The organism is Kitasatospora sp. NPDC004723 (assembly GCF_040609255.1).
GTDB lineage: Bacteria > Actinomycetota > Actinomycetes > Streptomycetales > Streptomycetaceae > Kitasatospora.
The window spans coordinates 509,822-524,314 of record NZ_JBEXJT010000001.1; the positions used below are offsets into that span (position 1 = coordinate 509,822).

Genomic DNA, 14,493 nt, shown 5'->3' on the forward strand with positions numbered 1-14,493 from the left:
ATAAGCCAATAATCTGGGACACCCCGGCCGTTTGCCGCTTCACGGAGCATGGCGAGTCGCCTTGGCACGATGTGGCCCATGACGCAGCTGACGGGTCGTCCGATTCTGGGAGCGCCGGGCGAACTGGGGGCCAGGCCCGTCCTGTCCGCCCTGTTGGCCGGGGTCCGGACGGCCCTGATCGGGCTTTGCGTGGTCACCGTCCCGGTGCTCGGGCTCTGGGTGGTGACGCCGTACGCCGACGGGGGTGCGGACGGGACGTTGCGGCTGGTGGCGGCGTTGTGGCTGCTCGGGCACGGGGCGCCGGTGCTGCGCGGGGCGGCGGAGGCGCCGTTGTCGGTCACCCCGCTGCTGCTCGGTCTGCTGGCGGTGGGCCAGTTGGTCCGGGTGGCGGGCCGGGTGACGGCGCGGAGTGCGGGGCGGCCGGGGCGCGGCGGTGCGCCGGCGGTCTGGGCGGGGTACACCGCGGTGGCGTGCGGGGTGGTGGCGCAGTGTGCGGGGCCGGGGGAGTTCCGGGCCAGGGTGCTGCCGGACCTCGTGGTGGTCGCGCTGGTGGCCGGGGCGGCGGTGGCGGTCGGTGCCCGGCCGCGCGGGGCGGTTCCGCTGGTGACGGGGGTGCTGGAGCGGTGGCTGGCCCGGCTGCCGGAGACGGTCCGGCCGACGGGCGGGGCGGCGGCGGTCCGGGTGGCCGCGCTGGCGGCCGGGGGAGGGCTGCTGGCGGCGGGCGGGCTGCTGGTGGCGGGGGCGGCGCTGTTGGGCGCGGTGTCCACGAGCGGTTCGTCGGAGGTGCTCGCGGGCGGGCCGGCGGCGGTGGCGGGGGTGCTGCTGGTGAGCCTGGTGCTGCTGCCGAACGCGGTGCTGTGGGGCGCGGCGTACGCGCTCGGGCCGGGGTTCGCGGCGGGGGAGGGGACGGTGGTGTCGCCGGTGCGGACGGTGCTGGGGCCGGTGCCGGACTTCCCGTTGTTCGCGCTGTTCCCGGAGCCGGGGGCGGGCGGCTGGCGGCTGGCGGTGTGCGTGCTGCCGGCGCTGGCGGGCGTGGTGCCGGGGCTGCTGCTGGGCCGGGCGGCGGCCGTCGGCGGAGGGCGAACCGGCGGACGAACCGGCGGACGAACCGGAGGGCGGGCCCACGCCCGGCTCGACGGCCGGACCGGGGAGCGCGTCCCGTGGTCGGCGCCGGCGACCGCGGTGGCGGCGCTGGCGACCGGGCTGCTGGTCGGGTCGGCGGCGGCCGGGCTCGGCGGGCTCTCGGGCGGGGCGCTGGCAGCGGGCCGGATGGCCTGGCTGGGGCCGGTGCCGTGGTGGACGGGCCTGGCCGCGGCGGCCTGGGTGGCGACGGTGGCCGCTCCGATCGCCGTGCTGGCCCGTGCCCGGTCGCTGCGCGCGGCCGGCGGGCGCGCGCCGCTCCTGCCCGGGGTGCTCACCGTGCCCGCACGCCGGAGCGCACTTCTCCTTCGCGCCCGCGCGCACGCCGCGGTCACCCGTCTGTCGGGTATCCGGAGCGGCGACCCCGACAGCGCCTCCGACGCCGACGCGGCCGACCCGGCCCCGTGACCGGAGCTACTCGCGCTGCTTGGTGATGTCCACGTACCACTGCGGCGCGAGCCGCTCGCAGCCGTCGGCGGCGCTGGCCGTGAGGGAGTCCCGCACACAGGTGACGTAGTCGTTGTAGCGCAGGGCCAGGCCGAGGACGGAGGAGACGAAGACCACCGTCACGGCACCGGTGAGGATGCCCGCCAGGGCGGCCGGGGTGAGCGGGTTCGGGGCGACGGGCCCGGCGGCGGTCACCGCGCGACCGGTCCGGGCGCCGGCCGGGGCGTCGGCGGGAGCCGGCTTGGGGGTGCGCATCGCGGAGACGCCCCAGGCGATGGCGAGCGCGCCCAGGAACAGGGCGACGTAGTGCAGCGTGGCGAACGCGCAGACCAGCGCGCCCATGCCGGCCAGCGCGGCGTTGCGGGCCTTGCGCTGGGCGGGGTCGCTCGGGTCGAGCCGGGGCGGCTGCGGCGCGGGCGGGCGGGGGTGCCAGCCGCCGCCCTGGTAGCCGGGGCTCCACGGGTGCGGCGGGGGGACGAGCGGGCGCTCGTCCGGATCGCCGTCCTGGCCCTCGGGGCGCTCGGAGCCCTCGCCGGAGTGGGGAGCACGTGGCCGCCACGGCTGGTCGGGGGCATCCGCCGGCGGCGGCGCGAAGGGGTTGCGCTCGCCGGTGTCGTCACCGCTGCTCATGGTTCAGCCATTCCTTCTCGGTCGGTGGGGCGGGTGCCCGCGCCACCCTATGATCCCGCAGGCCCCGGTGGGGGCTCCGGGCGCGTCCGGGGTAGCCGGTCGCCGGTGTCGCACCGCGGCCCGGTCGGGGTCCGGTGGGGACGGTGGGGACGGTGGGGACGGCCCGGCGAGATCCCCGTCTCAGCTACGCGCGTAGCCCTCGACGGTGTTTCGGGGGCCGTCCGACCAGCCGTTATGGTGGTGACGGTCAGCAGCTCCCATGGGTTCCCCGGGCGCCCGCGTCGCGGCGGGTTCTCCAGGAGTTCCCCCTCGCTCGACCTGCCGTTCGTAGTGGCCCCACCGCCGGTGGAAGTACCAGCGCACGGCGCCCGACCTACGGAGAATCGCGCAGTGGCCGCCGCCCCCGCTCAGCTCTTCCCGCCCCGCACGCCCGGACCGGCCCGTCTGGTGGTGCTGGTCTCCGGCTCCGGCACCAACCTCCAGGCACTGCTCGACGCCGCCGCCGACCCCGCGTACGGCGCGGAGATCCTGGCCGTCGGCGCGGACCGCGACGGCATCGCCGGCCTGGAGCGCGCCGAGCGCGCCGGTGTGCCGGTGTTCGTGCACCGGGTGAAGGACCACCCGGACCGCGCGGAGTGGGACCGCGCGCTGACCGCCTCCGTGGCCGGGTACCGGCCGGACCTGGTCGTCACGGCCGGCTTCATGAAGATCCTCGGCCCCGAGTTCATCGCGGCCTTCGCCGGACGGATCGTCAACACCCACCCCGCGCTGCTGCCCTCCTTCCCCGGCGCCCACGGCGTCACCGACGCGCTGGCGTACGGGGTGCGGGTCACCGGCTGCACCGTCCACCTCGTCGACGCCGGCGTCGACACCGGGCCGATCATCGCGCAGGGCGTCGTGGAGGTCCTCGACGCCGATCACGCCGATGGCGGCGAGGCGCTGCACGAGCGCATCAAGACAGTCGAGCGCAAGCTGCTCGTCGACGTCGTGGGCCGGCTGGCCCGCGAGGGTCACCGCATCGAGGACCGAAAGGTATGGATTCCGGCATGAGCGCCGCCCCCACCACCACTCCCGTCTCCGAGAACGTCCGGCCGATCCGGCGCGCCCTGATCAGCGTGTACGACAAGACCGGTCTGGAGGAGCTGGCCCAGGGCCTGCACGCCGCCGGGGTCGCGATCGTCTCCACCGGTTCCACCGCCGGCCGGATCGCCGCCGCGGGCGTCCCGGTGACCGAGGTCTCCGAGCTGACCGGCTTCCCCGAGTGCCTGGACGGGCGCGTCAAGACGCTGCACCCCCGCGTGCACGCCGGCGTGCTCGCCGACCTGCGCCTGGAGTCGCACCGCGCGCAGCTGGCCGAGCTGGGCGTCGAGCCCTTCGACCTGGTCGTGGTGAACCTCTACCCGTTCAAGGCCACCGTCGCCTCCGGCGCCACCCCGGACGAGTGCGTCGAGCAGATCGACATCGGCGGCCCGAGCATGGTCCGCGCCGCCGCCAAGAACCACCCCTCGGTGGCCGTCGTGGTCGACCCGGCCCGCTACCAGGACGTGCTCGCCGCCGTCCAGGCCGGCGGCTTCGACCTGCTGACCCGCAAGCGGCTCGCCGCCCAGGCCTTCGCGCACACCGCCGCCTACGACGTCGCGGTGGCCAACTGGTTCGAGGAGTCCGGCTACACCGAGACCGAAGACGCCTTCCCGGCCTTCCTCGGCTCCGCCTTCGAGCGCCAGAACGTGCTGCGCTACGGCGAGAACCCGCACCAGGGCGCCGCGCTGTACACCGACGGCAGCGGCGGCCTGGCCGGTGCGCGGCAGCTGCACGGCAAGGAGATGTCGTACAACAACTACGTCGACACCGACGCCGCCCGCCGCGCCGCCTACGACCACGCCGGCCCGGCCGTGGCGATCATCAAGCACGCCAACCCGTGCGGCATCGCGACCGGCGCCGACGTCGCCGAGGCGCACCGCAAGGCGCACGAGTGCGACCCGGTCTCCGCGTACGGCGGCGTGATCGCCGTCAACCGCCCGGTCACCGTGGCGCTGGCCGAGCAGATCGCCCCGATCTTCACCGAGGTCGTGGTGGCCCCCGGTTACGAGGACGGCGCCGTCGAGGTGCTGGCCCGCAAGAAGAACCTGCGGGTGCTGCTCGCCCCCGAGGCGCCGGCCAACCGCCAGGAGGTGCGCCCGATCTCCGGCGGCGTGCTGCTCCAGGACGCCGACCGGGTGCACGCCGAGGGCGACGACCCGTCGACCTGGACGCTGGCGACCGGTGAGGCGCTGTCCGAGGCCGAGCTGGCCGAGCTGGCCTTCGCCTGGCGGGCCTGCCGGGCCGTCAAGTCCAACGCGATCCTGCTGGCCAAGGACGGCGCCTCGGTGGGCGTCGGCATGGGCCAGGTCAACCGGGTCGACTCCTGCAAGCTCGCGGTCGAGCGGGCCGGCGAGCGGGCCAAGGGCGCGTACGCGGCCTCCGACGCCTTCTTCCCGTTCGCCGACGGCCCGGCGATCCTGATCGCCGCCGGGGTCCGGGCGATCGTCCAGCCGGGCGGCTCGATCCGCGACGAAGAGGTGATCGCGGCCGCCGCCGAGGCCGGGGTGACCATGTACTTCACCGGCACCCGGCACTTCTTCCACTGATCCGCTGATCCGGCCGGTCCGCCGACCGGCTGACCGGCTGACGGAACGACGGAGCGGCCCGGCTCCCTCCACCGAGGGGGCCGGGCCGCTCCGTCGTGCGCGCTGTTACTTCTTGATCACCAGGGTGCCGGCGGCACGGTCGTGCCAGCCCTGCAGCTTCCCGGAGTTGTCGAAGAACGGCGACAGGTAGACCAGCACCGCGCCGATGTAGCAGAGGAACCCGCCGACGACCGGGATGATGAAGCGGATGAAGCCGCCGCCCAGGCCCGGGGTCCGGCCGGTGTTCTCCTTGACCACGCGCAGGCCCATGGCCATCTTGCCCAGGGTGGCGCCGACGAAGGAGACCATCAGCCACTCGTAGAGCAGGTTGAACAGCGACAGCACGACGATCATGATCAGCATGGTGCCGACGAGGCCGGCCGCGGCGTCGTTCTGCTGCTGGATGCAGTCGTTGTAGCTGACGGTCCCGTAGGAGTACGTGCTGCAGTCCTCGGTGTCCTTGACGATGCCGAGCGAGCCGGCCAGGCCGAGCGCCATGACCAGGGCGATGACCGCGCCGACCGCCAGGAAGTCGATCAGCCGGGCCACGAAGCGCTGGCCCATGGAGGCGATCTTCACCGTGCCGAGCTGGGCGATGTTGATGTAGCCGTTGTTCGCCTGGAGGGTGCCCGGCATCGGCTGGTACCCGTACGCCTGCTGCTGCTGGGGGTAGCCGTACCCGGCGGCCGGCGGCTGCTGCTGCGGGTAGCCGTACCCGGCGGCCGGCGGGGCCTGCTGCGGGTAGCCGTAGCCGGGCTGCGGCTGCGGCTGCGGGGGCTGCTGCGGCTGCTGGGGCTGGTTGTACGGGTTGTTGGGGTCGGGCGGATAGCTCATCGATGCCTCCGGGCAGATGGGGACAAGTGGGGACGGGACAGCGGAGGACCCGGAACGGACCGGCGGGTCGGGTGGCCGGTCGGACGGGACGTTAGCGGAGCGCACTGACACCGGGCGCGTGCGGGACCGGGTGTGCGCTCCCGCTCAGGGCCGTGGGAAGCGGGCGAACGGGAGCCTGGACGGCCTGCCGGTGAGGGGCGTGCCGCGGCGGCGGTCGGTCGTCGGCGCGGTGCGGTCTGGTCGGCTCACTTCGTTCTTCCCCCGGGTACGCCCCCGCCGGGTCTGTCCGTCGGCCCGTCACCGGGCCGGATGCGGCGGGGAATGCCCGCATATCGTCGACCGGGCGGCCGGGCCCTGTCCAGCCGGGCTCGCGCGTGGGGCCGGACTGTGGCGCAACCGCAATACGACCCGAACGTTCCGTACCCGTTCGTCCACCTCCCGTACTGCTCCGCCACCGCCCGGGCCGCACTCCCCGCCCCGGTCCCGCCCAGGTCCCGGCGCCGTTCCGCCGCCGTCCCGGCGCCCTGCGGCCGCCCTCCCGCGGCCGTCCCGCCGCCGGCTCCCCCCGGTCCGGGACCGGTGGCACGGACGCTTGCCCGGATCCGGGAGAATGGGGTCATGACTGCCCAGATTCTCGATGGCAAGGCCACCGCGGCCGCGATCAAGTCCGAACTCGCCGCCCGCGTGGCGGCCCTCCAGGCGAAGGGCGTCGTGCCCGGCCTCGGCACCGTCCTGGTCGGCGACGACCCGGGCAGCCGCTGGTACGTCAACGGCAAGCACCGGGACTGCGCCGAGATCGGCATCGCCTCGATCCAGCGCGAGCTGCCCGCCACCGCCACCCAGGAGGACGTCGAGAACGTCGTCCGCGAGCTCAACGCCGACCCGACCTGCACCGGCTACATCGTCCAGCTGCCGCTGCCCAAGGGCCTCGACCAGAACCCGGTCCTGGAGCTGATGGACCCGGACAAGGACGCGGACGGCCTGCACCCGACCTCGCTCGGCCGCCTCGCGCTGGGCATCGACGGCCCCCTGCCCTGCACCCCGCTCGGCATCGTCGAGCTGCTGCGCCGCCACGACGTGCCGATCGACGGCGCCGAGGTGGTCGTGGTCGGCCGCGGCGTCACCGTCGGCCGCTCGATCGGCCTGCTGCTCACCCGCCGCAGCGAGAACGCCACCGTCACGCTCTGCCACACCGGCACCCGTGACCTCGCCCACCACCTGCGCCAGGCCGACATCATCGTGGCCGCCGCCGGTGTGCCGCACCTGGTCAAGCCGGAGGACGTCAAGCCGGGCGCGGCCGTGCTGGACGTCGGCGTCAGCCGCAGCGAGGGCAAGATCGTCGGCGACGTCCACCCGGGCGTGGCCGAGGTGGCCGGCTGGATCTCCCCGAACCCCGGCGGCGTCGGCCCGATGACCCGCGCCATGCTGCTGAACAACATCGTCGTGGCGGCCGAGCGCCGCGCCGGCATCTGACCCGCCCCGACCGACGACCGACGATCCCGAAGGACGGGAAGCCATGACCGAACCGCGGCGGACCCGGCGCAGGCCGGTCAAGACCACCGGCACGCTGCCCCCCGAGGGCTCGGCGGCGGCCCTCGGGCGCGACCACGCGCTGCCGGTCCGGCAGTGGCCGATAACGCTGGTCCTGCTGGTGGTCGGCGCCGGCCTCGCGGTCACCTGGTTCGCCGACTTCCAGGACGGCTTCAAGTACGGGCTGCTGATCATCGGCGGCGGGGTGCTGCTCGGCGCGCTGCTGCGGCTGGTGCTGCCGGAGGTCGGCATGCTGGCGGTGCGCAGCCGGTTCACCGATGTGATCGTGCTGACCTTCCTCGGCGTGTCGATCGTGCTGCTGACCCTGATGGCCCAGCCCAACCCGTGGGTGGAGTTCCCGGTGCTGGACAACATCGGCCAGCTGATCGGGCGCCCCCGCCGGTAGTCCGGCCGGTCGTGCACGGCCCCCGCCCGGGTCCCGGGCGGGGGCCGTCATCGTCTGTGACCAACCAGTCACGACCTCGCCCGAGGCGTACGCTTCCCTTTGCGATACCCTGACGCCGGTTCTCTCGATGTCGAGAGACCGTCCGCGGCTCCGGCGCGCCGAACGTGCCTGGGGCACCTGGCGATCTGCTGGAGAAGGTAGAAATGACCCGCACCCCCGTCAACGTCACCATCACCGGAGCCGCCGGCCAGATCGGCTACGCGCTGCTCTTCCGTATCGCCTCGGGCCACCTGCTCGGCGCCGACGTCCCGGTGAACCTGCGCCTCCTGGAGATCCCGCAGGGCCTCAAGGCCGCCGAGGGCACCGCCATGGAGCTCGTCGACTGCGCGTTCCCGCTGCTGCGTGACATCACCATCACCGACCAGCCGAACGTGGCCTTCGACGGCGCCAACGTCGCGCTGCTGGTCGGCGCCCGTCCGCGCACCGCCGGCATGGAGCGCGGCGACCTGCTGCAGGCCAACGGCGGCATCTTCGGCCCGCAGGGCAAGGCCATCAACGCCCACGCCGCGGACGACATCAAGGTCCTGGTCGTCGGCAACCCGGCCAACACCAACGCCCTGATCGCCCAGCGCAACGCCCCGGACGTGCCGGCCGAGCGCTTCACCGCGATGACCCGCCTGGACCACAACCGCGCCGTCGGCCAGCTCTCGGCCAAGACCGGCGCCCTGGTCTCCGACATCAAGCGCGTCACCATCTGGGGCAACCACTCCGCCACCCAGTACCCGGACGTCTTCCAGGCCGAGGTCGCCGGCAAGCCGGCCTTCGAGGCCGTCGGCAGCGACCTGGCCTGGCTGGAGAACGACTTCATCCCGACCGTCGCCAAGCGCGGTGCCGCCATCATCGAGGCCCGCGGCGCCTCCTCGGCCGCCTCGGCCGCCAACGCCGCCATCGACCACGTCCACACCTGGGTCAACGGCACCGCCGAGGGCGACTGGACCTCCATGGGCGTCGTCTCCGACGGCTCCTACGGCGTCCCGGCCGGCCTGATCTCCTCCTTCCCGGTCACCACCAAGGACGGCAAGTTCGAGATCGTCCAGGGCCTGGAGATCTCCGACTTCTCGCGGACCCGCATCGACGCCTCGGTCAAGGAGCTGACCGAGGAGCGCGACGCGGTCCAGGAGCTCGGCCTCATCTGAGCCGCGCCCCAGCGCCCCACGACGGCCCGTCGTCCCTTCCCGGGGGACGGCGGGCCGTCGCCCTACACTGACCCGCTGTGAACGAAACCATCGAGGATGCCGCACTCGTCCTCGTCTTCATCGTCCTGGGCGGCCTGTTCAACGTCGCCGAGATCTCGCTGATCTCGCTGCGCGAGGGCCAGATCCGGACGCTGGAGGCACGCGGCACCCGGCGGGCGGCCCGGGCCGCGCACCTCGCGGCCGACCCGAACCGCTTCCTGGCGGCCGTCCAGGTCGGCGTCACCTGCATGGGCTTCCTCTCCGCCGCCTTCGGCGCCGACACGCTGGCCGGCAAGGTCGCCCCGCTGTTCGTGCGGGCCGGGCTCTCCGAGGGCGTCGCCGACGCCACCGCCCTGGTCGGCCTCACCCTGGTGATCAGCTACGTCTCCCTGGTGCTCGGCGAGCTCACCCCCAAGCGGATCGGCCTCCAGCGGGCCGACGCCATCGCTGTGCTGGCCGCCCCGGTGGTCGACGTCATGTCGGTGGCGCTGCGCCCGGCGATCTGGCTGCTCGGCCGTTCCACCGATCTGATGGTCCGGCTGCTCGGCGGCGACCCGAGCGCCGGGCGCGGCTCGATGAGCTCCGAGGAGCTCCGCGGCCTGGTCGCCGCCAACACCGAACTCGGCAGCGACCAGCGGACGTTGATCGCCGATGTGTTCGCCGCCGGGGAGCGCCAGCTGCGCGAGGTGATGGTCCCGCGCACCGAGGTGACCTTCCTGGACGCCGAGCGCCCGCTCGCCGAGGTCCGCGCCCAGGCGGACTCCTCGCCGCACTCCCGCTACCCCGTGGTCGAGGGCAGCTACGACGCGGTGACCGGCTTCGTGCACGTCCGCGACCTGTACGGCGCGCGCGGCGAACGGGCCGCCAAGGTCCGCGACCTGGCCCGCCCGGTCAAGCTGCTGCCCGGCACCAAGCAGGTGCTGGAGGCGATGGGCGAGATGCGCCGCGAGGGCCACCACCTGGCGATCGTGGTCGACGAGTACGGCGGCACCGCCGGCATCGTCACCCTGGAGGACCTGGTGGAGGAGGTGATCGGCGAGATCCGCGACGAGTACGACACGCCCGAGCCCGCCCCCACCCGGCGGCTGGCCGGCGGCGGCGTGGAGCTCGACGGCCTGCTCAACCTGGGGGACTTCGCCGAGGAGACCGGCGTCACCCTCCCCGAGGGCCCGTACGAGACGGTGGCCGGCTGTCTGGTCGCCGCGCTCGGCCGGCTGCCCGCCGACGGCGACCGGGTGCGGATCCCGGCCGGCCCGGGCCTGGAGGTGCTGCTGACGGTGGCCAAGCTGGAGGGCCGGCGGATCGCCCGGGTCGGGGTGAGTGCCGTCACACTGGCCGGGCCGCCGGGGGCCGAGGTTTCCTGACCGGTCGGTGGAACTGGAACAATGGCCCGCATGGTCAACGCAGCGGTCACTGGTCCGGTCAAGGACCGTCCCCGGGTGCTCTCCGGCATCCAGCCCACTTCCGGTTCGTTCCACCTCGGCAACTACCTGGGCGCGGTGCGCCAGTGGGTCGACCTGCAGAAGGAGAACGACGCCTTCTACATGGTCGTCGACCTGCACGCGATCACCATCGAGCAGGATCCGGCGACGCTGCGCCAGAACACCCGGGTCTCCGCCGCGCAGCTGCTCGGCGCGGGCCTGGAGCCGGAGCACTGCACCCTGTTCGTCCAGTCGCACGTGCCCGAGCACGCGCAGCTGGGCTGGGTGATGAACTGCCTCACCGGCTTCGGCGAGGCCTCCCGGATGACCCAGTTCAAGGACAAGTCGGCCAAGCAGGGCGCCGCCGGGACCTCGGTGGGCCTGTTCACCTACCCGATCCTCCAGGTCGCCGACATCCTGCTGTACCAGGCGGACGCGGTCCCGGTCGGCGAGGACCAGCGCCAGCACGTGGAGCTCACCCGTGACCTCGCGGAGCGCTTCAACACCCGCTACAGCCCGACCTTCACGGTCCCCAAGCCGTACATCCTCAAGGAGACGGCCAAGATCCAGGACCTCCAGGACCCGGCCATCAAGATGAGCAAGTCCGCGTCCTCCGCCAAGGGCCTGGTGGGCCTGCTCGACGACCCGAAGGTCAGCGCCAAGAAGTTCAAGAGCGCCGTCACCGACACCGGCACCGTGGTCTCCTACGACGAGGAGGAGAAGGCCGGCGTCTCCAACCTGCTGCGGATCCACTCCGCCCTGAGCGGGCAGTCCGTCGAGCAGCTGGTGGCGCACTTCGAGGGCAAGATGTACGGGGCCCTGAAGACCGAGCTGGCCGACCTGTTCACCGAGTGGGTGACGCCGTTCCAGGAGCGCACCCGGGGCTTCCTGGACGACCCGGCCGAGCTGGACCGGGTGCTCGCGCTGGGCGCCGAGAAGGCCCGCGCGGTGGCGTCCGAGACGCTGGCCCAGGTGTACGACCGGATCGGCTTCCTCCCGGCCGCCAAGCGGTGACTCCGCCGACGAGCCTGCCCGGTGGTGAGGGTCTCCCGGAGACCCTCACCATCGGCGTGTCCGTCAGCGTCCCGGATCCGTACGGAGCGGCGATCCAGGACGCCCGGGCCGGGCACGGCGATCCGCTGGCCCGGTCGATACCCACGCACGTCACGCTGCTGCCGCCCACCGAGGTGCCGGCCGAGGCGCTGCCGAAGATCGAGGAGCACCTGGCGGCGGTGGCCGCCGCGCACCGGCCGTTCCGGATGGTGCTGCGCGGCAGCGGCAGCTTCCGCCCGGTCTCCCCGGTGGTGTTCGTCCGGGTCGAGGAGGGCGAGCGGGAGTGCCGGCTGCTGGAGGCGGACATCCGCTCCGGCCCGCTGGCCCGGGAGCTGGCCTTCCCGTACCACCCGCACGTGACGGTGGCGCACGGGCTGTCGGACGACGTGCTGGACCAGGCCCACGAGCAGGCCCGGTCCTTCCACGCGGCCTTCCCGGTGCCCGGGTTCGGCCTCTCCCGGTTCGACGCGGACGAGGTCTGGCGCCCCTGGCGGACCTACGGCTTCTGACCGGTGCGCCCGGCCGGGCCGCCGAGTTCGAGCATCCGGTCGACCACCCGGCGGGCGGCGGCGCCGTCGTCCAGTGCGTTGTGCACGTCCTGGAAGCGCCGGTAGCGCTCGGCGAACCCGGCGGGCACCGCGCCCCCGGTGTCGGCGAGTTCGCGCAGCGCGCCGACCAGCGCGGCCGAGTCGTCGACCAGCGGGCCGGGCGCCTGCGCCTCGAAGTCGAAGGCGAAGCCGCGCAGGCTGTCCCGGTAGTGCGCCAGGTCGTAGGTGAAGAAGAGCACCGGGCGGCCGGTGATGGCGAAGTCGAACAGGATCGACGAGTAGTCGGTCACCAGGACGTCGGTGATCAGCAGCAGCTCCTGCACGTCCGGGTAGTCGGCGCAGTCGACGGCGAAGCCGTCCCCGGTGCCGGTCAGCGGCTCGCGGACGTGCGCGTGCGGCCGCAGCAGCAGGACGTGGTCCTCGCCGAGCGCCCGCCGGGCGCGGTCGAGGTCGATCCGCAGGTCGAGCTGGAAGCCGTCGCCGTCGGGGCGCGGCCGGTCCTCGCGCCAGGTCGGCGCGTAGAGCACCACCCGCCGGCCCTCGGGAATGCCGAGCCGGCGGCGGACGGCGGCCGCCCGCCCGGGGTCGGGGCGGGCCAGCACGTCGTTGCGCGGGTAGCCGGACTCCAGGATCTCGCCCCGGTAGCGGAAGGCCCGGCGCAGGATCGGGGTGGCGAAGGGGCTGGGGGAGAGCAGCAGGCTCCAGTGCGGGGTCTCCCGGTCGAGGGCGGCGAGGTAGCCGTGGTCGGCGAGCCAGGGGTTGTCGACGTCGTGGGCGATCCGCTTGAGCAGGGCGCCGTGCCAGGTCTGGACGACGACCTGGCCGGGGCGGCGCTGCAGGAAGTCCGGGAAGTGGGTGTTGCCGACGAGGTAGCGGCTGGTGGCCAGCGCCCGGTACCACTCGGGGCTCCAGACCCGGACCGCGCGGACCCCGGGCGGCAGCTCGGCCTGCGCGTCGTCGACCACCCACAGGTGCTCCAACGGCGTGCGGCGGCGGGCGAGTTCGGCGTGCACGGCACGCGGTGAGTCGGCGTAGCCGCGGCCGCCGAACACGTCGTACAGCACCGCCTCGCGCAGCGGCTCGCGGCGGGCCGCGGGGTAGCCGGCGGTGCGCTGGCGGGCCTGTGTCCAGGCGCTGCGCTCGGCGGCGCTGAGGACGGGCGTGGAGTCCAGGAACAGGGTGTCGTGCCAGCGGCGCTCCAGCACGATCCGCTTGCCGCCGGTCTGGGTGGCGGCGGGCAGCGCGGCCAGGGCGGCGGGCGCGACGGTCAGCGGGCGGGCCGGGCCCGGACCGTCGGCCGGGTGCAGCGCGGCCTCCCACAGGCCCTTGCGCAGCGGCAGCGGGGTGCCGTCGGAGCCGGTGCGGGTGGCGGGCAGCCGGACGGTGAACCGCGCGCCGGGGCCGAGCTCGACCGGGTGGCGGACCTCGGTACCGCTGCCGCTGTGCCGCAGCACGAGGTGGAGCGGGCCGGGCGCGGGGCAGCGGCCGGCGAGTTCGAAGCCGCCGGCCCGCGGGGCGAGCCGTTCGACCCAGCCGGCGGCGGGCCGCACGCACAGCTGGAGCCGGCCGTCGGCGAGGTGCTTGAGGTGCAGCGCCCGGTCCTCGGCGCCGGGCATCGGGTGCTGGCCGGAGACCGGCCCGCCGCGTTCGTCCAGCACGAGCGGTTCGACGGCGCCGTCGGGGTCGACCAGGTCGACGTCCCAGTGCTCCAGCTCGTCGGTGCCGCGTCCGTCGGCGGTGAACAGCGCGTACGGCAGGTGCGCGGTGACGGTGCGTCCGGTGCGGGTGGCGGGCTCGGTGAGGACGGTGCCGCTCTCGCGGTGGCGCAGCCGCAGCACATTGCGGGCCTGGCCGGGGTCGGCGGTGGTGAGGTGCAGGCCGATCCCGTCGGGGGCGGGCAGGGCGCGGTCGAGGCGGACGGCGGGGCGTTCGAGCCGCAGGACGAGCAGGCCGTCGGCGAAGTGCGGCTGGAGGCGCACGTCGTGGTCCACCCAGCGGGCGGGCGGGTACTCGCCGGAGCCGCACCAGTGCGGGGCGAGGCCGCCGTACTGGCGGCGCAGCCGGGTGGGGCGGCCGAGGGTGAACAGGGTGGTCTCGACGCTCCAGTCGCCGAGCAGCCAGCCGTCGGCGCCGCGCAGCCGGCGCGGTTCGACGAGGGCGGTGAAGCCGGCCCAGTCGTGGTTGTGCTCGGGCTGGGCGCTGTCGTCGGTGATCTCGGGGAGCCGACGCGGCCGGGTGGGGACGTGGACCGGCTCCTGGTGGTGGCCGACGCGCAGGGTGAGCCAGGTCCAGGCGGAGCCGGGGTGGGCGGTGGGCCGGTCGTCGGGGCGGGCGAACCCGGTGAGTTCGAGGCCGCGACCGGTCCAGCGGGCGCGCAGCAGTCCGAAGGCGGCGTTCTCCTCCTCGCTCGGCAGCGGGGCGCCGAAGCGGGGGTCGCCGAAGCGCGGCGCGGCGTGCGGGAGGACGAACCGGGTGAGGACAGCCATTTCCACGGACCTTTCTCGGCGAGAATTTCCATCTCACCCGGAAAAGCACCCGAGGTCAATTTTAGAATGTCGTTTTAATTAGCCGTTGAGTTCTATT

General features: G+C 74.2%; 12 protein-coding genes. 9 read left to right on the forward strand and 3 right to left on the reverse strand.

The genetic code is table 11. The annotated features are described in order from the left end of the window. Positions 1 to 78: 78 nt before the first annotated feature. The gene (locus tag ABZW10_RS02450) at positions 79 to 1,548 is read left to right on the forward strand and encodes a DUF6350 family protein (protein WP_355358533.1); all 1,470 of its coding nucleotides are present in this window, start codon (positions 79 to 81) and stop codon (positions 1,546 to 1,548) included. Between the two features lie 6 nt (positions 1,549 to 1,554). Here ABZW10_RS02450 and ABZW10_RS02455 read toward each other — a convergent pair whose 3' ends face one another. Beyond that, positions 1,555 to 2,217: a hypothetical protein gene (locus tag ABZW10_RS02455; RefSeq protein ID WP_355358536.1), complete on the reverse strand. Its 663-nt coding sequence runs from the start codon at positions 2,215 to 2,217 to the stop codon at positions 1,555 to 1,557. 390 nt (positions 2,218 to 2,607) lie between these two features. Here ABZW10_RS02455 and purN point away from each other — a divergent pair, with 390 nt between their 5' ends. Next, positions 2,608 to 3,267, forward strand: a complete 660-nt coding sequence (gene purN, locus ABZW10_RS02460; RefSeq protein WP_355358539.1) for a phosphoribosylglycinamide formyltransferase — start codon at positions 2,608 to 2,610, stop codon at positions 3,265 to 3,267. Beyond that, a complete protein-coding gene (gene purH, locus ABZW10_RS02465; protein WP_355358542.1) occupies positions 3,264 to 4,844 on the forward strand; it encodes a bifunctional phosphoribosylaminoimidazolecarboxamide formyltransferase/IMP cyclohydrolase in 1,581 nt (526 codons plus the stop codon). The genes purN and purH overlap by 4 nt, the downstream gene beginning before the upstream one ends. Before the next feature lie 105 nt (positions 4,845 to 4,949). On the opposite strand, the gene ABZW10_RS02470 is transcribed toward purH, so the two are convergent. Continuing rightward, a complete protein-coding gene (locus tag ABZW10_RS02470) occupies positions 4,950 to 5,717 on the reverse strand; it encodes an RDD family protein (protein WP_355358545.1) in 768 nt (255 codons plus the stop codon). 618 nt (positions 5,718 to 6,335) lie between these two features. Between ABZW10_RS02470 and ABZW10_RS02475 the strand changes: the two genes are divergently transcribed. The 6 genes from ABZW10_RS02475 to ABZW10_RS02500 all read left to right on the forward strand — a co-directional run bounded on the left by ABZW10_RS02475 (position 6,336) and on the right by ABZW10_RS02500 (position 11,871). Then, positions 6,336 to 7,190 (forward strand): bifunctional methylenetetrahydrofolate dehydrogenase/methenyltetrahydrofolate cyclohydrolase, encoded by an 855-nt coding sequence (locus ABZW10_RS02475; RefSeq protein ID WP_355358548.1) that lies wholly within the window; start codon positions 6,336 to 6,338, stop codon positions 7,188 to 7,190. A 43-nt stretch (positions 7,191 to 7,233) separates the two neighbouring features. Next, positions 7,234 to 7,653 carry a DUF3017 domain-containing protein gene (locus tag ABZW10_RS02480; RefSeq protein WP_355358551.1) on the forward strand — a complete coding sequence of 140 codons (420 nt, stop codon included), beginning with the start codon at positions 7,234 to 7,236 and terminating at the stop codon, positions 7,651 to 7,653. A gap of 203 nt (positions 7,654 to 7,856) precedes the next feature. Beyond that, on the forward strand, positions 7,857 to 8,849 hold the full coding sequence (locus tag ABZW10_RS02485; RefSeq protein WP_355358554.1) for a malate dehydrogenase: 993 nt from the start codon (positions 7,857 to 7,859) through the stop codon (positions 8,847 to 8,849). 77 nt (positions 8,850 to 8,926) lie between these two features. Beyond that, positions 8,927 to 10,252 (forward strand): hemolysin family protein, encoded by a 1,326-nt coding sequence (locus ABZW10_RS02490; RefSeq protein WP_355358557.1) that lies wholly within the window; start codon positions 8,927 to 8,929, stop codon positions 10,250 to 10,252. 30 nt (positions 10,253 to 10,282) lie between these two features. Further along, positions 10,283 to 11,323, forward strand: coding sequence for a tryptophan--tRNA ligase (gene trpS, locus ABZW10_RS02495; protein WP_355358560.1), 1,041 nt, complete (start codon positions 10,283 to 10,285; stop codon positions 11,321 to 11,323). A 56-nt stretch (positions 11,324 to 11,379) separates the two neighbouring features. Continuing rightward, the gene (locus ABZW10_RS02500) at positions 11,380 to 11,871 is read left to right on the forward strand and encodes a 2'-5' RNA ligase family protein (protein ID WP_355358563.1); all 492 of its coding nucleotides are present in this window, start codon (positions 11,380 to 11,382) and stop codon (positions 11,869 to 11,871) included. Here the strand turns inward: ABZW10_RS02500 and ABZW10_RS02505 are convergent. Next, entirely contained in the window at positions 11,859 to 14,396 is a 2,538-nt protein-coding gene (locus tag ABZW10_RS02505; RefSeq protein ID WP_355358566.1) for a CDP-glycerol glycerophosphotransferase family protein, read from the reverse strand. The genes ABZW10_RS02500 and ABZW10_RS02505 overlap by 13 nt on opposite strands. Positions 14,397 to 14,493: the final 97 nt, after the last annotated feature.